Raw genomic sequence first — 19,682 nt, forward strand, 5'->3', positions numbered from 1 at the left:
AAAAACTCACGCGAATTCGGCGATCGCGCGGCGTTCGAGCGGGCGCTCGCCGCGTGCCGGCAGGCCGAGCTTGCGGCGGCCTTCGGCCGGCGTCAGCACGCGGCCGCCGAGCCGTTCGACGATCTCGCGGGCGCGCTCGACGAGCGTGCCGTTGGTCGCATGCACGCCGCGGTCGAGCCAGATGTTGTCTTCGAGGCCGACGCGCACGTGGCCGCCGAGCAGCATCGCCTGCGCGACCATCGGCATCTGCATGCGGCCGATCCCGAAGCCGGCCCAGTGCGCGCCCGGCGGCAGGTTGTCGACCATCGCCTTCATCGTGCCCGTATCGGCCGGCGCGCCCCACGGAATGCCGAGGCAAAGCTGGAACAGCGGCGGATCGTCGAGCAGCCCTTCCTTCAGCAACTGCTTCGCGAACCACAGATGGCCCGTATCGAAGATCTCCAGCTCCGGCTTCACGCCGAGTTCCTGGATGCGCTTCGCACCGGCGCGCAACTGCGCGGGCGTCGACACGTAGATATAGTCGCCGTCGCCGAAATTCAGCGTGCCGCAGTCGAGCGTGCAGATCTCGGGCAGCAGTTCCTCGACGTGCGCGAGCCGCGTGAGGCCGCCGACCAGATCGGTGCCCTTGCCGAAACGCATCGGGTCTTCGCCCGGGCCGATCTCGAGATCGCCGCCCATGCCGGCCGTCAGGTTGATGATCACGTCGACGTCGGCCGAGCGGATGCGGTCGACCACTTCGCGGTACAGGTTCGGGTCGCGGCTGCCGCGCCCCGTCTGCGGATCGCGCACGTGGCAGTGCGCAACGGTGGCGCCGGCCTTCGCGGCTTCGATCGCGGCGGCCGCGATCTCCTTCGGCGTGACCGGAATCGCCGGATGCTTGCCGACCGTATCGCCCGCACCGGTGACGGCGCAGGTGATGATGACTTCATGGTTCATACTGATTGCCTCGCTTGACTCTGATTGTTTCGCATTACTGATATTCAGTCGGTGCGCGCCTCATGAGGCGCACGGGCCATTACAGGCCGAGATATGCCTTTACGGCGGGCAAGCCATCCTTGCCGTCGAACGTCTTGACGCCCGCGAGCCACGGGTCGAGCACCTGCGGGTTTTTCTTCAGGTAGGCCTTCGCGGCGTCGGCCGGCTTCGTCTTGTTCATCACCGACTGCATCAGCTGGTTCTCGAGCTGCGTCGAGAAGCGCAGGTTCGTGACGAGCTTGCCCGCGTTCGGGCAGCGCGCGATGAAGTCGGGCGCCGTCAGCGTGTACACGCGCGCTTCGCCGTAGTTCGGCCCGAACGACGCGTCGCCGCCGGACAGGTAGTTCATGCTGAGCTGGATGTTCATCGGATGCGGCTCCCACCCAAGGAACACGACCCACTTCTTCTCGCGGATCGCGCGCTCGACCGTCACCAGCATCCCGGCCTCGCTCGATTCGACGAGCTTGAAGCCGCCGAGCCCGTACTGGTTCGTGTCGATCATCTTCTGGATCGTCGCGTTCGCGCTGCTGCCCGGCTCGATCCCGTAGATCTTGCCGTCGAGTTCCGCACGGTGCTTCGCGATGTCCTCGAAGGTCTTCAGGCCGGCCTGGTATTCGTAGCTCGGCACCGCGAGCGTCGCCTTCGCGCCGGACAGGTTCGGCGTTTCGACGACGTTGATCGACTTGCTGTCGAGGAACGGCTGGAGCTGCTTCTGCTGCACGGGCCACCAGTAACCGAGCGACACGTCGAGCTGCTTGCTCTTCAGGCCGGCGAACGAGATCGGCACCGACGCGATCGTCGTGGTCGGCTTGTAGCCGAGCGCCTCGAACACGGTCGACGCGAGCGCCGTGGTCGACGTGATGTCGGTCCAGCCGATATCCGCGAAACGCACGGTGCGGCAGGTCGCGGCATCCGTTTCGGCCAGTGCCGCGTTCGTGAACGCGCCGGTCGCCAGCACGGCCGCGACAAGCGCGGCAATCTTCGTCGACTTCATGGTTCGATTCCTCCCGGTGGGACTCGTGGCAGCCGGTGCGCGGGGTGTGCGCCGGCCTGCATCGTGGGAGTAAAAGTAACGAGCCATATTGGCCGCGAGAAGACCGCCGGCGACCTGTTCTTGACTATTTGCGACTATGAGTGGAAACCACTAGGTTTTTGTGGAGGCTTGATGGGCGGGGATTCCGGGTGTGTTTTCGATAAAACAGGCTTGTCCACATGCGGCGCGAGGCTTTCGAGTCTGCCGGGACGGGGCGGGAGCCGATATGTCTTCGGGCGCGGGGTGTCGGAGCCGCATGGATGAAGTGGCCGGGTCAGCCTGGCGGCCTCCGCGGCGCGATGGATCCCACGATGGAACGCCGTCCGTTCGTTCGTCGAAATTGGCGACTACCCAATCATCCCGCCAGCCATCGTTGCTCGAACTGTCGTGCCAGCCCTTCCTCCAGCAACCGAAAGGGCATTTCATATTGCGGAACTCGCCGCGAATTCCCGCAGCATCCCTTTTTCGCCGCTTGAAAACTTGTTTTGCATCGCAAAAATCGCTGCGTATCCCATTGAAAAACAAGAGAAATTTATGTCTTATGTCTTATATAAGACATCACCAAAAGCGCATCGGGCGGCGTTACTATTCAGTCATGCAGTTCGCTTCGATATACGGAGCGCCACGCTCAACCATTTACTCAAACGCGCTTTGCTCCCAGGAGATTGACATGGCCCAGTACCAAGACGACATCAAGGCAGTTGCCGGTTTGAAAGAAAACCACGGCAGCGCGTGGAATGCCATCAGCCCCGAGTACGCCGCCCGCATGCGTGCGCAGAACAAGTTCAAGACGGGTCTGGACATCGCCAAGTACACCGCGAAGATCATGCGCGCCGACATGGCCGCCTACGATGCCGACCCGGCGAAGTACACGCAGTCGCTGGGTTGCTGGCACGGCTTCATCGGCCAGCAGAAGATGATCTCCATCAAGAAGCACTTCAACAGCACCGAACGCCGCTACCTGTACCTGTCCGGCTGGATGGTCGCCGCGCTGCGCTCCGAGTTCGGCCCGCTGCCGGACCAGTCGATGCACGAAAAGACCTCCGTCAGCGCGCTGATCCGCGAGCTGTACACGTTCCTGCGCCAGGCCGACGCCCGTGAACTGGGCGGCCTGTTCCGCGAGCTCGACGCGGCCGAAGGCCCGGCCAAGGCAGCCATCCAGGCAAAAATCGACAACCACGTGACGCACGTCGTGCCGATCATCGCCGACATCGACGCGGGTTTCGGCAACGCGGAAGCCACGTACCTGCTGGCCAAGCAGTTCATCGAAGCAGGCGCGTGCTGCATCCAGATCGAAAACCAGGTGTCCGACGAGAAGCAGTGCGGCCACCAGGACGGCAAGGTCACCGTGCCGCACGAGGACTTCCTCGCGAAGATCCGCGCGATCCGCTACGCGTTCCTGGAACTGGGCGTGGACGACGGCATCATCGTGGCCCGTACCGACTCGCTCGGCGCCGGCCTGACCAAGCAGATCGCCGTGACCAACACGCCGGGCGACCTGGGCGACCAATACAACTCGTTCCTCGATTGCGAAGAACTGTCGGCCGACCAACTGGGCAACGGTGACGTCATCATCAAGCGCGACGGCAAGCTGCTGCGTCCGAAGCGCCTGCCGAGCAACCTGTTCCAGTTCCGCGCCGGCACGGGCGAAGCACGCTGCGTGCTGGATTGCGTCACCGCACTGCAAAACGGCGCCGACCTGCTGTGGATCGAAACCGAAAAACCGCATATCGCGCAGATCGGCGGCATGGTCAGCGAGATTCGCAAGGTCATCCCGAACGCGAAGCTCGTGTACAACAACAGCCCGTCGTTCAACTGGACGCTGAATTTCCGTCAGCAGGCGTATGACGCGCTGAAGGCCGAGGGCAAGGATGTGTCGGCATACGACCGCGCGCAGCTGATGAGCGTGGAATACGACCAGACCGAACTGGCGGCGCTCGCCGACGAAAAGATCCGCACGTTCCAGGCAGATGCATCGCGCGAAGCGGGTATCTTCCACCACCTGATCACGCTGCCGACGTACCACACCGCCGCGCTGTCGACCGACAACCTGGCCAAGGAATACTTCGGCGACCAGGGCATGCTGGGTTATGTGGCCGGCGTGCAGCGCAAGGAAATCCGTCAGGGCATCGCCTGCGTGAAGCACCAGAACATGTCCGGCTCGGACATCGGCGACGACCACAAGGAATACTTCAGCGGCGAAGCAGCGCTGAAGGCGGCGGGTAAGGACAACACGATGAACCAGTTCTGATACCGGTCATACTCGAAGCGAAACGCCAGCCCCGTTCGGGCTGGCGTGAGTGAGATGGTCAGCCCGATCCCCACCCGGCGGACTCCGCCGAGTGGGGATTGTTCTTTTTGGGGACCATCATGGAGCAACGCGTGCGCGCCGCAAAAACGCGCTGAAGCCCGACAAAACCCGCGATAATCTCCCGCTGACCGTTCGGCACCTGCGAGCCGGCCGCGGCGTGTGCCCGTCCGTCCGCAATCCCGTGCGATGTGCGACGACCAACGGATTCCATCCCCTGCTCCGATGCCCGAGGATTTCCACTTCCTGCTGCTGCCCGGCTTCTCCGCGCTCGGCTTCATGTCCGCGGTCGAGCCGTTGCGCGTCGCGAACCGCTTCCGCACCGAGCTCTACCGCTGGCACGTGATCAGCGCCGACGGTGCGCCGGTCGCCGCGAGCAACGGCATTCCGGTCGCCGCCGAAGCCGCATGCGCGGACGTCGCGCAGGTCGATACGGTGTTCGTCGTCGCGGGCTTCGATCCGCTCGTGTGCTACACGCGCGCGATTGGCGACTGGCTGCGCCGCCAGCACCGGCACGGTGCGACGCTCGGCGGCATCGATACGGGCAGCTTCGTGCTCGCGGAAGCCGGGCTGTTCGACGCTTCGCAACCGCTGACGCTGCACTGGGAAGCGCTGGCCGCGTTCCGCGAACGCTATCCGGGCCTGAACGCGACGCAGGAACTGTTCGAGATCGACGACCGGCGCATCACGTGCGCGGGCGGCACTGCGTCGATCGACATGATGCTCGACCTGATCGGGCGCCGGCACGGCGCCGATCTCGCGGCGGCGATCTCCGAGCAGTTCGTCGTCAGCCGCATCCGGCAGCGCTCGGACAGCCAGCGACTCGAGATCGCCGCGCGCTACGGCGTGCACAACCGCAAGCTGATCCAGGTGATCGGCACGATGCAGCGGCACATGGAAAACCCGCTCGGCTCCGATGCGCTTGCGCAGGACGTATCGATCACGCGGCGCCAGCTCGAACGGCTGTTCAGCGCGACGCTGAACGACACGCCGACGCATTTCTACCTGAACCTGCGCCTCGATCGTGCTCGCGAACTGCTGCAGCAGACCGACATGAGCATCACGTCGGTGTGCGTCGCGTGCGGGTTCGAATCGCCGTCGCATTTCTCGCGCACGTATCGCGCACGGTTCGGCCTGAGCCCGCGCAGCGACCGTCGCGCAACACGCTGATCGTCGCGGGTTTTAATCACAATCCTGCGCGAAATTTCGCGTTCCGGCAGCGTTTCCCGCCGCTCGCTGAACAATGCCGGCGATTGATCGACAGACCGAAGCGACCGTCGAAAATAAATTGCAATGTCGCCGAAAATGTTCTGTAACATACCTCGCAATTAGATAGGCAGCCTAACGAGACGAGAGACTGGATTCGACGCACGTCGATCCGCGCAGGCTGCCGACCGATATCGATATCGATCCGAGGGGTATGACATGACGATGCTCGCTTCGCCGTCGCCGCACCTGCCTGCCGTTCGCTTCCCCGCCCCTGATCCCGCCTGTTTCTTTTCGACCTGACGTTTAGGGCTCCTTAGTCAGTCGACACTCCCAACACTGCTGCGCCGCGCCGGTTCCATCGAACCGGCGCGCGGGTCGTGTCGTGCCTGCGCGCCACGAGCGCGCGGGCGTGTCCAACCGTTGAGATGAGGATCACGTATGCAGACATCACGCAAAGCATTGCCGCTCGCCCTGGGTCTTGCGCTCGGTTTCGGCATCGTCGGCGGCGCCGCGGCCGATACGAAGGTCTCGAATCCGCAGACAACGAGCCTGCGCGAAAGCCTCACGCGCGGCGTCGCACCGCCCGCCGCGAAAGCCGACACGGCCGCCGGGCAGTTCCGCGCGGACGGCGTCGCCGTCACGCTGTACAACCCCGCGTATCGCGTGAAGAAGGCCGCCGCGTCGCCCGCTGCAACCGCGCGCGACTTCGTCGCGTCGCAGGCGACGCAGCTCGGGCTCGACGCGGCCGCGCTTGCAAGCCTCGTCGTCACGTCGGAACGCAACGATGCCGACTTCACCGTCGTGCGCCTGCAGCAGCAGGCCGCCGGGCTGCCCGTGTACGGCAGCGACATCGCGGTGACGGTCGCGAAGGACGGCCGCATCCTGTACGTCGCGAGCAACACGATCAACGGCGTGGTCGCGACGTCGCGCAAGTCGCAGGCCGTCGACCAGCAGCAGGCGCTCGACCGTGCCCGCGCGTATCTCGGCGTCAGCGGCTTCACGAATCTCGACGCGCAGCTCGTCGCGTTCGTCGACAAGGCCGGCACGCACACCACATGGAAGGTGCGCGGCCGCCCGCAGGACGGCCCGAAAGGCGACTGGGAACTGCTGATCGACTCAGGCAGCGGCGAAGTGCTGCGTGCCGAGGACAAGGCGTTCTATGCGACCGACGGCACGGGCTTCGTGTTCCGCCCGGATCCGCTGTCGCCGACCAAAAGCAGCTACGGCAGCACCGGCTACAAGGACAACAACGACGCCGATTCGACCCAGCTCACGGCCGCACGCGTGCGCGTGACGCTGAAGGATCTCGGGCAGTCGGGCCGGCGCTACGCGCTGTCGGGTCCGTATGCGGTCTGCGTCGACTTCGACGCACCGCTCGACAAAGCGTGCCCGCTGCAGTCGACGCCCGCGTTCGAGTTCACGCGCGGCAACCTGTATTTCGAGGCCGTGAACGCGTACTACCACATCGACACGTTCCTGCGCTACGTGAACCAGACGCTCGGCATCAAGGCGCTGCCATACCAGTACACCGGCGGCGTGCAGTACGACCCGCACGGCGAATCGGGCGACGACAACTCGTCCTACTCGTCGAGCAGCGGTCGGCTGACCTTCGGGCAAGGTGGCGTCGACGATGCCGAGGATGCGGACGTCGTGATCCACGAGCTCGGCCACGGCATCCACGACTGGGTGACCAACGGCGGCCTGTCGCAGCAGGAAGGGCTTTCGGAAGGCACCGGCGACTACCTCGCCGCCGCGTATAGCCGCGACTTCAACCAGTGGAGCCCGACCGACGCGCAGTATCACTGGGTCTACAACTGGGACGGCCACAACGAATACTGGGGCGGCCGCGTGACCAACTGGAACGTCGGGCGCACCTATGCGCAGGCGCGCGGCGCCGAGATCCACACGGCCGGACAGTACTGGGCGTCGTGCAACCTCGTCGCGCGCGATGCGATCGGCGCGCAGGCGATGGACAAGGCGTTCCTGAAAGGGTTGTCGATGACCAACGGCTCGACCAACCAGAAGGCCGCCGCGCAGGCCGTGCTGACGGCCGCTTCCGCGCTCGGCTACAGCAACGCGCAACTCACGGCGATCGGCAATGCGTACAACAAGAGCTGCACGTACGGCGTGACCGTGCCGCAGAAATCGTAATTCCGCAGCAGGCGGGGGCGCATCGCACGACCTGCGGCGCGCCCTCTTCCTCGACATCGTTACCCTCGCGAGATCGAACATGCCTACTCTGAAACTGACTCATCTGAGCGCCGCGCTGGGCGGCATGCTGTTGACCGCCGCCGCGCATGCGACACCCGTCTGGATCACGCTCGGCGATACGGCGTTCCGCCAGCTTCAACGCATCGATGCGAGCGCAACCGCGCAATACAGCACGACGGTCGATGCCGGCAAGACGGCCGACGGCGCCGCGCGCCGCGAAACGGTTCACGTCGTCGAGATCGACGATTCGCAACTCGGCGAGCTGGCCCATGCCGTCCACCACACGCGCGGCCACGGGCCCGGCTACGTCGTGCACGACTCGTTCGACGAAGCGCGCCAGGCGCTGCAGCCGTTGCCGGCCGCGCTCGCGAAGCAGGCCTTGGCACCCGCGTACAAGGTGTCGAACGCGCCGCAGATCGGCACCTGGATCCAGCAACTTCAGGCCAGCAACATCGTCGGCACGATCACGTCGCTGTCGGGCTTCACGAACCGCTACTACACGACGTCGCACGGCGTTGCTGCGTCGGACTGGCTCGCGCTGCAGTGGAAGCAACTCGCGGGCGCGCGCGCCGACATCACCGTCGAGCAGTTCGCTCACACGGGCTTTCCGCAAAAATCCGTGATCCTGACGATTCGCGGCAGCGATCCGGCCGCGGGTACAGTCGTGCTGGGCGGCCACCTCGATTCGACCGTCGGCCGGACGACGGAGAACACGCGCTCGCCCGGCGCGGACGACGATGCGTCGGGCATCGCGAGCCTCACCGAAGCGCTGCGCGTGCTGCTCGCGAACGACTACCGGCCGAAGCGGACGATCAAGTTTGTCGGGTACGCGGCTGAGGAAGCCGGCCTGCTCGGCTCGAAGGCGATCGCGAAGCAGTTCCGTGCGCAAAATGCGAACGTGGTCGGCGTGCTGCAGCTCGACATGACGAACTACAAGGGCGTTCCGAAGGATATCTACCTGATCACCGACTACACGAACGCATCGCAGAACACCTACCTGACGAACCTGGCGAAGACCTACCTGCCGGAACTCGCGATCGGCACGTCGCAGTGCGGGTATGCGTGCTCGGATCATGCGTCGTGGAATGCGCAGGGCTATCCGGCGTCGTTCCCGTTCGAGGCCGACCAGAACGACAGCCCGTATATCCATACCGTGGACGACACGCTGCAGAACTCGGATCGTCAGGCGAATCATGCGCTGAAGTTCGGCAAGCTGGCGCTGGCTTATGCGGTCGATCTCGGCGGGGATGGCTCCGTAGTCGCGAAGCCCTGACGGCACGCGGGCAGGTCGTTCGACTTGTCCGCCCGGAACTGACGGAGGCGTGTGCTCGCGGTCCGCACACACCTCCTTCCGGACGACTTCGACCAGACTCTCTCGTCCGGCGTCCCGGGGAGACGCATGCCCGAAGCCTTGACGACCACCTCGGAAGCTTCATGGCGCCACACGTGCCGTGCGATTGCATCGATCGAACCGGACGCGCACGCTCGTCCGGATAGAATCGTCACTCTGCCACTCCGCTACACGCTTCCCGCCATGACCGACACCACCCGCTCCGTCGACGATCTGTCGCCCGCTCGCGTCACGACCGCATTCGACCTGCCCGGCCACACGACCGTCCGCTCGCTCGGCGTCGCACAGGGCATCGTCGTGCGTTCGCGCTCGATCGTCGGCTCGTTCGGCGCATCGCTTCAAACGATTTTCGGCGGCAACATCACGCTCTATACGTCGCTGTGCGAGAAAGCGCGCCAGCAGGCGTTCGACAAGATGCTCGCCGATGCGCGCAAGCTCGGCGCGAATGCGGTCGTCGCCATGCGCTACGACTCGACCGAGATCGGGTCGGGCGTCACGGAAGTGATCTGCTACGGCACGGCCGTGCGCGTGACGCAGGACGCGTAACGCGCTCCGGCAGGCGCGCCCGGTCGTCACCGGCTCGCGAATCCGGACAACGCCCGCACCAGACGCCCGTCCGGACGCGCGAGTGCGTCGAGCACCGAAAAGTGCGTGCAGCCCGGAACGTGGATCAGTTCGACCGTCCCGCCGGCTGCCCGGCACGCAGCCGCATAGTCGTCCGAATGACGCACGAGCTCCGGTAGCTCCGCGCCACCGACCGCGACGACGGTCGGCACGCCCTTGCCGACATGCCGCAGCGGGCTGAATGCGTCGATTTCGTGCGGCGACAGCTGCAGCTTGTCGTCGAGCCACGACAGGCTGATCGGCTCCAGGTCGACCAGCGCGCTGATCGGCAACGCGGCCGTGACGGCGCGGTGCGTGCGATGCTGCGCGGTCAGGTGGCCGCCCGCCGAATGGCCGCTCAACACCAGCGGCTTGCCCGCGATCCCGAGCCCGTCGCGATCACCCGCCACGTGGTCGAGCAGGCTGCCGATCTCGCCGACGATCTGCGTCATCGACGCGTCGGGCGCCAGCGTATATTCGGCCAGCACGACGTTGAACCCTGCCGCGAGCGGCCCGCTCGCGACATAGGCAAAATCTTCCTTCACGCAGGCCTGCCAGTACCCGCCGTGAATGAACACGAACGTCGGCGCGTTCTCGCGGCCGCAAGCGATCCAGTCGTAGCGCTCGCGCGGACGATCGCCGTAGCGGAGGTCGCGCCGGCACGATGCCGTGTCGTAAAGCTTCGTGCTGCGCGCCTGGCATTCCGCCAGCACGGCCGGGAAATCCGGCACGGCGTTGATGTTGTCGTAGGCCGCGTCGAGCGCGGTGCGGTCCATGCCGCGATAAAGGTCGGTCATGCTCTTGTTCCAATGAAATTGTCGTTCCGGACATGAAGCCGCAATGCGGCACCTGGATTCACGCGTGGTCGTCGATCAGCAGGATCGGCTTCAGCGTCACGCCTGCTTCGCTGTCTGCCGCCGCCCGGTTGATGTCGGCGAACGGATAGAACGTCACGAGCCGGTCGAACGCGAAGCGGCCCTGCAAATGCAGTTCGACCAGCTCCGGAATGAATTTGCGGGGCACGCTGTCACCTTCGCAGATGCCCTGGATGCGCTTGCCCGCAATCATCAGGTCGTTGAGGTCGAAGGCGGCCTGCGTGCCCTGCGGCGACGCGCCCACGACCCCGAGTACGCCTCGCGAACCCAGCGCCGCCACGCCTTGCGCGAGAATCGCCGGACGCCCGGTCGATTCGAGCGCGAAATCGGCGCCGCCGCCGGTGATCTCCCGAACGGCCTCGACCCAACCGGGTTCCCGGCTGTCGATCGCGTGCGTCGCACCCAGCTCGCGCGCGAGCGCCAGCCGGGCGGGCACGACGTCCACCGCGACGATGGTTGCCGCGCCCGCCAGCCGGGCCGCGAGCACGGCGGACATGCCGACCGCGCCGGCGCCCAGCACGAGAAAGCGGCTGCCCGGCGTCACCTTCAACGAATGAATGACTGCACCCGCGCCCGTCTGGATCCCGCAGCCGAGCGGCCCCAGCAGGCGCAGCGGGGCCGCCTTCGGCACCTTGATCGCACTGCCTTCGGTGCTCAGCGCGAAGGTCGCGAACGACGACTGCGCGAAGAAGTGATCGTGGAGCCGCGCACCGTCCGGCGTCGTGATCGCGACCTGCCCGTCTTCTCCGCTGCCGCCGAAGTTGCGCGTAAAGAAATCCGTGCAGTAGGACGTGTGCCCGGCGCAGCAGGACAGACATTGTCCGCAGTGCCCGTACGTCAGTACCACGTGATCGCCCGGCGACAGCGACCTGACCTTGGGGCCGACCGCTTCCACGACGCCGGCGCCTTCGTGCCCGAGCACGGCCGGCAACGGCATCGGGTAATACTGATCGCGGATGATCAGGTCGGTATGGCACATGCCGGCGGCCACGATGCGCACCAGCACTTCGTCGTTCACCGGCGCGCGCAGGCGGGCCGGCTCCAGCGTGAACGGCGCGCCCTTGCTGCGGGTGACGGCCGCGACGATGTCGCGAAACGCGGGCTTGCTCATCGGGTGATCCTCCTGTCGATAACCGCCGCACGCGGCGGCGCCTGAACGAATCGCACTAACGTCATGCGGCGGACGACGGTGCAGCCACGCGGTTGCGGATCGTCACGGACTTCACGTGCGAATAGAGATTGAGCGTTTCGCGGCAATGCTCGACTCCGATGCCGCTTTCCTTGATGCCGCCGAACGGCACGCCGCCGGCAAGATTGAAATACTGGTTGATCCAGACCGACCCGGCCTCGAGCGCATCGGCCGTGCGCATCGCGTTGTCGAGATCCGACGTGTAGATGCCGGCGGCCAGCCCGTACGGAACGTCGTTCGCTTCCTCCAGCATCCGGTCGACGTCGCTCCAGCGCAGCACGCACAGCACCGGCCCGAAGATTTCCTCCTGCGCGACGCGCATGCTGTTGCGCGCCGCCAGCAGCGTCGGCTGGATGAAGTAGCCGGCGTCGCAGCCCGGCACCTTCGCGCGCTCGCCGCCGAACAGCACGTTCGCGCCCTCCGCCTTGCCGATGCCGATGTAATCCAGCACGCGCTCGCCTTGTTTCGCGGACACGAGGCAGCTCAGCTGCGTGGATTCGTCGAGCGGATCGCCGAGCTTCATCCGTGCGGCGGCGGCGATCAGCTTGTCGACGAACGGCGCGTAGATATCGTCGTGCACGAACAGGCGCGTGCCGGCGAGACACGACTGGCCGTTGCAGTACATCGCGGCGAACAGCGCGTCGTCGACGACCGCATCGATGTTCTCGACATCCGGGAACACGATATTCGGACTCTTGCCGCCCAGTTCCAGCGAAACGGGCACCAGCCGATCCGCGCCCGCACGGCCCACGATGCGGCCGACCTCGGGGCTGCCTGTGAAGGCCAGCTTCGCCACGTGCGGATGCGCGGTCAGCGCGGCGCCGACCTCGTCGCCGAAACCCGGCACGACGTTGATGACGCCCGGCGGAAAGATGCCGCCGGCGATCTCCGCGAACGCGAGCGTGGACAGCGACGCGTTCTCGTCCGGCTTGAGCACGACTGTGTTGCCCGCCGCGACGGCCGGCGCCACTTTCAGCGCGACCATCAGCGCCGGCACGTTCCATGGAATGATCTGGCCGACCACGCCGATCGGCTCGCGCTTCACGACCAGATAACCGCCGGGAATCGGCTTCCCGTACCCCTCGTGAGCCAGGATCGCGCCCGCGAAATAGCGGTACTGCGCGATCGCCTTCTCGTGGTCGATGCGCGTCTCGGCGATGCGCCGCCCGATGTCCCGCGCGTCGAGCTCGGCGAGGCGCGGCAATGCCTGCTCCAGCGCATCGGCAAGCCGGTTCAGCAGTGCGGCACGGGTTTCGTATGTGGTCGCCTTCCACGCCGGCAGCGCGCGTCGTGCGGCGTCGACCGCCGCGGCGACGTCGGCCGCGCCGCATCGCGCGATATCCGCAAGATGCTCGCCGGTGGCCGGGTTGCGGGCGGCGAAGGTCGCGCCGCCGCCCGCGCGGACGAACCCGCCGTCGATGTACGCCGTATAATTTCCGCTCATTGAATGCTCCATGGTTCCGTTGCGATCCGCTCAACATCCACACGGCCCCATGATTCCCGGCGCGGGCGCGGGCGACTATCGCTTCGGCGCCACCGGCATCGGAAACGCGCCACTATTCGATGCGGTGCCCGCGCTTCCGCAGGAAGGGACCACATGAACGATCGGCTTCCCCGGCCCGGCCTGTCGCTGCCGGCTTTCCCCCCGCCGCTGTCCGATGGCGACATCCCGCGCGGCGCGATGCTGTTCGAATCCGACGATCTGGAAATCGCCCGCCGCGAAATCGGCAAGGTCTATCGTCCGTACGCATTCAGCGCCGCCCGGCGCCGCTCGATGCCCGCCACCATGTACAAGCTCGACGGCGACGGTGTCGCGCTGTCGTGGTTCGCGTACGGGACGGAAATCGCGATCCGGCCGGAAGTCTTCGGCGATTTCGTGCTGGTGCTCACCACGCTGGCCGGACATTCCGACATTCGCAGCGGCCGGCTCGCGCACGCCGGCGGGCGCGGGTCGACCGTGCTCGTCGCATCGGACGAGCACGCGTTATTCCGTTACAGCGAGGACAACGTGCAGATGGGCGTGCGCATCGACGCGCAGCGCATCGCCGAACTCTGGCGCCGCGTATCGGGACGCGCGCCGCCGTCCACCCTGCCGTCGTGCACGCTGCCCGACGCGCACCGCAACCGCTGGCTTGCGTCGGTGCAGACGTTGCGGCAATTGCTGGATCCCGGCACGCCGCCCGCGCTGAAGGCGATGCAACTGCCGCTGGTGGAAGAGTTGCTGATCATGAGCCTCGTCGGCGAGCCGCTCGCGAACGCGGCGCCGGCCCGCGACGACGTGGCGCCTGCCTGCGTGAAGCGCGCCGTCGCGTATATCGACGAGCATGCGGGCGAGCCGCTCACGCTGTGCGACATCGCGGCCGCCGCGCATTGCAGCGTGCGCACGCTGCAGCGCGCGTTCCGGCAATGGCGCGACACCGGCACGATGCGCTACCTGAAGGAAATCCGCCTGCAGCGCGCGCGGGCGGCGCTGCAGGCGCCGGGCGAAACCGCTTCGATCACCGAGATCGCGACACGCTGGGGCTTCGGCCATCTCGGCGAATTCGCCGCGGATTACCGGCAGATGTTCGGCGAACGCCCGTCCGATACGCGCGCGAAGCGCTGAGCCGCCGCACAAAAAAAAAGCGCGAACCGCAGTTCGCGCCAAAGAGAGACCTCGCTGAAGACGTCGCTGCCCTGCACCACCTTGCTCAGAACGAATGCCGCATCCCGATCCGCACATCGGCCTGCGTCTGCGTCGTCGACGGCGTGAAGCTGTAGCCGATCACCGCATCCACGCCTTGCGACGCGCGCAGGTAATCGCCGGAGATATACACGTCGGTGCGCTTCGACAGCAGGTAGTGCAGGCCTGCCGTGCCCTGGTTCCAGTGATGGCCTTCGAAACGCGTGTGCTGGTAGCCCGCGATCAGGCTCAGCGCCGGCGTGAACTGGTACAGGCCGCCGCCTTCATACACCTGCATGTGCGACGACTGGCCGAAACCCTTGATCGTCGTGTACGAGAAGTTCGCGTCGAGCGTCAGCTTGCCGATCGTGTAGCTCGAGCCGATGCCGAACGTGCCCTGGCTGTCGACGTCCATCGCCGTGTTCGCGAACAGGTCGGTGCGCGCGCCGGTCGCCGGATCGACGGTGACGGTCTGCTGGCCGAGGAACGTGTGCGTGCCGATCATCGCGTACGGGTCGAACGCGTAGATGCCGTTCGGGTTGTTCAGGCGCGTGTACGCGGCGCCGATCGAGAAGTCGCCCTTCGTGAAGCTCGCGCCCGCGCTCCATGCGCTGTTGCGGTGGAAGTTGCCCGCGACGTTGCCGAACGAGTACATCGCGCCGAACTTGAAGCCGCTGAGGTCGTTCGACAGGAATTTCACCGAATTCGGCAGGCGGTCGCCGTTGAAGCGGTCGAAGTCGCCCTGGTGGATCGCATAACCGCTGCCCCACGCCGAGATGTTGTAGATCGACACGAGTTCGTTCGTGATGTCGAGCTGGTTGCCGAACGACAACGTGCCCCAGTCGTTCTGCAGGCCGACATACGCCTGCCGGCCGAACTCGGCGCCGCCGAAGCCGATCTGCCCGTTGCCGAGGTGGAAGCCGCTCTCGAGGGTGAACACGGCCTTCAGGCCGCCGCCCAGGTCTTCCGTGCCCTTCAGGCCGAAGCGGTTCCCGTATGACACGCCGTCGTCGAACTTGACCACGTGCGACCCGCCGGTGTTGTTCACATACGTGATGCCCGCGTCGAGAATCCCGTACAGCGTCACGCTGCTTTGCGCGTGCCCGATGGCGGGAATACAGGCCGCGCATGCAAGCGCGGCGGCTACGGCGACTTTCGTGTGCTTCATTATCGACCACCCTCCCTGAACCGTTCGATGGAAAGAATCTCGTCCCGGCGCGTGCCGCGATACGCCGGTGGATTCGAATTCATTACGCCCGCTGGCTTCGGCATTTCGTTTTTCGCAATAACGCAGCCATTGGCGAAAAATACAAACCCATATTTCGGGTCACCCGTCTGAAGGCGACACCAAATGGTCACGATGCGACCGGTCGGGAAAACACGTAGACAGGCGGCACGGCAAAAACCGGCCGCCAGAGGGGAGGTCAATGGCTGTCGAGAGCCGCGCGAACGGCCGGCAGGCCCGGTGCGCCGGCGGCCGTCGTCACGCCGTCCAGCCAGCCGGCGACCAGCGCCGGGTCGGCCTTCAGCGCATGCTGCGCCGCGAGCGCGGGCGACGTTTTGTGGTCGAGCATGTCGGCGATCATCCGGTTCTCGACGTCGACCGAGAACGTCATCTGCCGGAACAGCCGCGCGAGGTTCGCGCACTGGCCGGCGAACCCGGCGCGCGTGACGGTGTTGACCGTCGCGCCGCCGTAGTTCGGGCCGAAATACGCATCGCCGCCCGACAGGTAGGTCAGATGGAACTTCGTGTTCATCAAATGCGGCTCCCATGCAAGAAACACGATCCAGCGCTTGTCGCGCACCGCGCGCTCGACCTGCGTGAGCATGCCGGTCTCGCTCGATTCGACGAGCGACCAGTTCGCCGTGCCGAGCGCGTGGTCGGACAGCATCCGCTTGATGTTCTGGTTCGCGGGCGCGCCGGGCTCGATCCCGTAGATCTTGCCGCCGAAGCGGTCGGCGTAGCGCGCGAGATCGGCGAACGTATGCACGCCCGCCGCCGCGACATAGTCGGGCACCGCGAGCGTGAACTTCGCGCCGCTCAGGTTCGCGTGCAGCACGTCGATCGATTTCTCGTCGACGAACGGCTTCACGAGCGGCGCCTGCGCGGGCATCCAGTTGCCGAGGAACACGTCGACCTGCCCTTTCTTGAGCCCCTGGTACGTGATCGGCACCGACAGGTTCGCCACGTCCTGCCGGTAGCCGAGCGCCTTCAGCACGACGCCCGCCATCGCGTTCGTCGCATCGATGTCGGTCCAGCCGGGCGCGGCCATCTTCACGTCGCCGCACGTCTGCGGGTCGGCCGCTTGCGCGCCCTGCGCCACCATCAGGCAGGCCGCCGCGGCGAGCGCCGCGCCGATCCGGATTGCTGCATTGCATTGCCGTTCCATCGTCCGCTTCCTCCGTCGTTCGTTTATGTTCGCGATGCGGGACGCTCAGCGCCCGACCCGCGGAAAGCGCGCCATCGCCTCGAGCGTGTCGAGTTCGATGTGATTGCGCATGTAACGCTGGCTCGCGTCGGTGAACGGCTGCCAGTCCCACGCGTGGATGCGGCCCTGCGTCGTCGCCGCGTAATGGAAGCGCCGGCGCCGCTGGCTCGCGCGCACCTGCCGGTCCAATTCGGGCAGGTTCCAGCGCTGCGCGGCTTGCGTGCGGAACGCCGCGAGCACGTCGGCGGCTTCCGGCAAGCCGGCGAGGTTCGTCAATTCGCGCGGATCGTCGGCGAGGTTGTAGAGCTGGTCGGGATCGGCCGGGCAATGCACGTACTTCCAGTCGCCGCGGCGGATCATCACGACCGGCGCGAGCGCACCTTCCGCGAGGTATTCGCCGAGCGCGACATCGTGCGCGGGCGTGCCGTGCAGGTGCGGCACGAGGCTTGCGCCGTCGATGGGGTCCGGCCAGCCTTCGGCCGGTGCGGCGCCGGCCAGGTCGACGAGCGTCGGCAGCAGGTCGACGTGCGACACGGGCCCGCGCACGCGCGCGGCGCCGAAGCGGCCCGGCGCATGGACGATCAGCGGCACGCGGCAGCCGCCTTCGAAAAACGTCATCTTGTACCAGAGCCCGCGCTCGCCGAGCATGTCGCCGTGGTCGGACGTGACGATCACGATCGTGTCGTCGGCGAACCCGCACTGTTCGAGCGCGGCGAGCACGCTGCCGAACTGCGTGTCGACGTAGGAGGTTGCGCCGTAGTACGCGCGGCGCGCGGCGCGGATCTGCGCGTCGGTCGGCGGCGTGCGGTCGTTCTCGCAAACGAAGCGCAGCCGCTGCGAATGCGGGTCGCTGTCCGCTGCGTCGAGCCGCACGGCCGGCAGGTCGATCTCGTCGTCGCGGTACAGATCCCAGTATTCGCGCGTGATCGCATACGGGTCGTGCGGATGGGTCAGCGACACGACCATGCAGAACGGCCGTGCGTCGTGCCCGGCCGCGCGTTCGCGCGCGACGTCGTACAGCTTCTGCTTCGCGGCGAACGTGACCTCGTCGTCGAAATCGAGCTGGTTCGTGCGCACGCACGGGCCCGCGTCGAGCACCGAACTCATGTTGTGATACCAGCTCGGCCGCTCCGTCGGGCTGTCCCAGTCGGGCACCCAGCCAAAATCGGCCGGATAGATGTCGGTCGTGAGCCGCTCCTCGAAGCCGTGCAACTGGTCGGGCCCGCAGAAATGCATCTTGCCGGACAGCATCGTCCGGTAGCCGCCCGCGCGCAGGTAGTGCGCGAACGTCAGCGTTTGCGCCGGCAATTCGGCGGCGTTATCGTAGGCGCCGATCCCCGACGGCAGCTTGCCGGTCAGCAGCGAGAAACGCGACGGCGCGCACAGCGGGCTCGCGCAATACGCGGCGTCGAACACCACGCCTTGCGCGGCGAGCCGGTCGAGCGTCGGCGTGCGCGCGACGCGATTGCCGTACGCCGGCAGCGCGAACGGCGTGAGCTGGTCGGCCATCAGGATCAGGATGTTGGGTGTCGGGTTCGTCATCGGCGGTCGTGGGGAAAACGGTGTTCGAATGGAACGGTGCGCCGCTCGGGCGGCGAGTCGTCCGGCATGACGGATACGGCCCGCAGAAAGTACCGCGCGAGCCTGTCGCGACTGGCTAGAATCTCGGAAAGGCCTGGCGCAGCGGCCGTGAAGCGCGTGTGCCGTACCGTCCGATGCACTATCGCCCGCCCGAATTCGGGCGGGTAGGCGTCCTGCCCTTATGGGGCCATTAGAAGGACTTATGTCGAAATCCGAACCGTTACCGTCGATGCAGGCGCTGCGCGCATTCGAATCCGCCGCCCGGCTCGCGAGCTTCACGGCCGCCGCGCGCGAACTCGGCTCGACGCAGCCGGCCGTGAGCCAGCAGGTGTTCCAGCTCGAAGCCGAGCTCGGCGTGCCGCTGTTCGAGCGCAGCCCGCGCGGCGTCACGCTGACGGCCGACGGCCAGTGCCTGTACGAAGCCGTGCGGTCGAGCCTCGACACGCTGCGCGGCGCCACCGCGACGCTGCGCGCGCGACGCGAGCACGGCGCGCTCACGATCGTCACCGACTTCGGCTTCGCGACCTACTGGCTGATGCCGCGTCTCGCGGGCCTGAAGCGCGTGATGCCGGATGTCGACGTGCGCGTCGTCACGTCACAGGATTACGATGCGCAGCGCGACCACGGCGACATCGCGATCCTGTTCGGCGACGGCCACTGGCCGTCGTGCACGGCCGCGCGGCTCTTCCCGGAATCCGTCACGCCCGTGTGCTCGCCCGCGTTCCGCGATGCGCATCCGCATGTCGCGCGGGCGGACCAACTCCTCGCGCTTCCGCTGCTGCACGTGCAGCCGACGCGCCCCGAGCGCTGGCTGTCGTGGTCCGGCTGGTTCGACGCGCACGGCCTCGACACGGCCGCCGCCGCGCGCGGCGTGACCTTCAACAGCTACGCGCTCGTGATCCACGCGGCGCTGCTCGGCGAAGGCGTCGCGCTCGGCTGGTCGCCGCTCGTCGACGAGCTCGTCGCGTCCGGGCAGCTCGTGAAGCTCGTCGACGCGCCCGTCGTCACGTCGCGCGGCTACTTCCTGGTGCGGCCGCCGCAACGACCCGAGCCGGACGCGACCCACGTGTTCCGGCGCTGGCTGCTCGACGCGTGCGCAAGCGCCTGACGAATCGGGCCCGCCCCCGCGCGCTGGCGCACCGATACCAGCCACACGGCGCGTTGGTTCTATCCTCTCCAAAATCGTCCTGATTTACTTGAGTCTCCCGCAACCCGCGCGGCGCGACGCTTTCATGCGCTGCCGCCCGGCCGTGCGC

At 66.6% G+C, this 19,682-nt stretch carries 16 protein-coding genes; 8 read left to right on the forward strand and 8 right to left on the reverse strand.

What is annotated here, in order from left to right; genetic code table 11:
• Positions 1–6 precede the first annotated feature (6 nt).
• Positions 7–936, reverse strand: coding sequence for a 3-keto-5-aminohexanoate cleavage protein (locus tag LXM88_RS26960; RefSeq protein WP_043180376.1), 930 nt, complete (start codon positions 934–936; stop codon positions 7–9).
• A 79-nt stretch (positions 937–1,015) separates the two neighbouring features.
• The gene (locus LXM88_RS26965) at positions 1,016–1,969 is read right to left on the reverse strand and encodes a choline ABC transporter substrate-binding protein (protein WP_096473626.1); all 954 of its coding nucleotides are present in this window, start codon (positions 1,967–1,969) and stop codon (positions 1,016–1,018) included.
• A gap of 426 nt (positions 1,970–2,395) precedes the next feature.
• On the opposite strand from LXM88_RS26965, the gene LXM88_RS26970 reads away from it, so the two are divergent.
• The 6 genes from LXM88_RS26970 (at position 2,396) to LXM88_RS26995 (ending at position 9,633) form a co-directional block, all read left to right on the forward strand.
• Positions 2,396–2,677 carry a hypothetical protein gene (locus LXM88_RS26970; protein ID WP_262545764.1) on the forward strand — a complete coding sequence of 94 codons (282 nt, stop codon included), beginning with the start codon at positions 2,396–2,398 and terminating at the stop codon, positions 2,675–2,677.
• Between the two features lies 1 nt (position 2,678).
• Positions 2,679–4,259, forward strand: a complete 1,581-nt coding sequence (locus tag LXM88_RS26975; RefSeq protein ID WP_262545766.1) for an isocitrate lyase — start codon at positions 2,679–2,681, stop codon at positions 4,257–4,259.
• 282 nt (positions 4,260–4,541) lie between these two features.
• A complete protein-coding gene (locus LXM88_RS26980) occupies positions 4,542–5,486 on the forward strand; it encodes a GlxA family transcriptional regulator (protein ID WP_111018779.1) in 945 nt (314 codons plus the stop codon).
• 477 nt (positions 5,487–5,963) lie between these two features.
• Positions 5,964–7,676, forward strand: a complete 1,713-nt coding sequence (locus LXM88_RS26985) for a M36 family metallopeptidase (protein WP_262545768.1) — start codon at positions 5,964–5,966, stop codon at positions 7,674–7,676.
• Between the two features lie 79 nt (positions 7,677–7,755).
• Positions 7,756–9,009, forward strand: a complete 1,254-nt coding sequence (locus tag LXM88_RS26990) for a M20/M25/M40 family metallo-hydrolase (protein ID WP_262545769.1) — start codon at positions 7,756–7,758, stop codon at positions 9,007–9,009.
• A 261-nt stretch (positions 9,010–9,270) separates the two neighbouring features.
• Positions 9,271–9,633 carry a YbjQ family protein gene (locus LXM88_RS26995; protein WP_047902547.1) on the forward strand — a complete coding sequence of 121 codons (363 nt, stop codon included), beginning with the start codon at positions 9,271–9,273 and terminating at the stop codon, positions 9,631–9,633.
• A 26-nt stretch (positions 9,634–9,659) separates the two neighbouring features.
• Here the strand turns inward: LXM88_RS26995 and LXM88_RS27000 are convergent, their stop codons facing one another.
• From LXM88_RS27000 to LXM88_RS27010, 3 genes are all read right to left on the reverse strand, one after another.
• The gene (locus LXM88_RS27000; RefSeq protein WP_262545770.1) at positions 9,660–10,487 is read right to left on the reverse strand and encodes an alpha/beta hydrolase; all 828 of its coding nucleotides are present in this window, start codon (positions 10,485–10,487) and stop codon (positions 9,660–9,662) included.
• Positions 10,488–10,545: 58 nt separating this feature from the next.
• Positions 10,546–11,676, reverse strand: coding sequence for an NAD(P)-dependent alcohol dehydrogenase (locus LXM88_RS27005; RefSeq protein WP_262545772.1), 1,131 nt, complete (start codon positions 11,674–11,676; stop codon positions 10,546–10,548).
• A gap of 61 nt (positions 11,677–11,737) precedes the next feature.
• Entirely contained in the window at positions 11,738–13,198 is a 1,461-nt protein-coding gene (locus LXM88_RS27010) for an aldehyde dehydrogenase family protein (RefSeq protein ID WP_262545773.1), read from the reverse strand.
• 153 nt (positions 13,199–13,351) lie between these two features.
• Between LXM88_RS27010 and LXM88_RS27015 the strand changes: the two genes are divergently transcribed.
• A complete protein-coding gene (locus LXM88_RS27015) occupies positions 13,352–14,359 on the forward strand; it encodes a helix-turn-helix transcriptional regulator (RefSeq protein ID WP_262545774.1) in 1,008 nt (335 codons plus the stop codon).
• 85 nt (positions 14,360–14,444) lie between these two features.
• On the opposite strand, the gene LXM88_RS27020 is transcribed toward LXM88_RS27015, so the two are convergent.
• The 3 genes from LXM88_RS27020 to betC form a co-directional block, all read right to left on the reverse strand.
• Positions 14,445–15,584: a porin gene (locus LXM88_RS27020; RefSeq protein ID WP_262545775.1), complete on the reverse strand. Its 1,140-nt coding sequence runs from the start codon at positions 15,582–15,584 to the stop codon at positions 14,445–14,447.
• Positions 15,585–15,840: 256 nt separating this feature from the next.
• Complete coding sequence (choX, locus tag LXM88_RS27025; protein WP_262545776.1) at positions 15,841–16,806, reverse strand: choline ABC transporter substrate-binding protein; 966 nt, start codon at positions 16,804–16,806, stop codon at positions 15,841–15,843.
• A gap of 45 nt (positions 16,807–16,851) precedes the next feature.
• On the reverse strand, positions 16,852–18,387 hold the full coding sequence (gene betC / locus LXM88_RS27030) for a choline-sulfatase (RefSeq protein ID WP_262545777.1): 1,536 nt from the start codon (positions 18,385–18,387) through the stop codon (positions 16,852–16,854).
• A 241-nt stretch (positions 18,388–18,628) separates the two neighbouring features.
• Between betC and LXM88_RS27035 the strand changes: the two genes are divergently transcribed.
• Positions 18,629–19,534: a choline sulfate utilization transcriptional regulator gene (locus LXM88_RS27035; protein ID WP_262545778.1), complete on the forward strand. Its 906-nt coding sequence runs from the start codon at positions 18,629–18,631 to the stop codon at positions 19,532–19,534.
• Positions 19,535–19,682 lie beyond the last annotated feature (148 nt).

Origin of the sequence: Burkholderia sp. S-53 (assembly GCF_025560745.1) — a bacterium.
Classification (GTDB): domain Bacteria; phylum Pseudomonadota; class Gammaproteobacteria; order Burkholderiales; family Burkholderiaceae; genus Burkholderia; species Burkholderia pyrrocinia.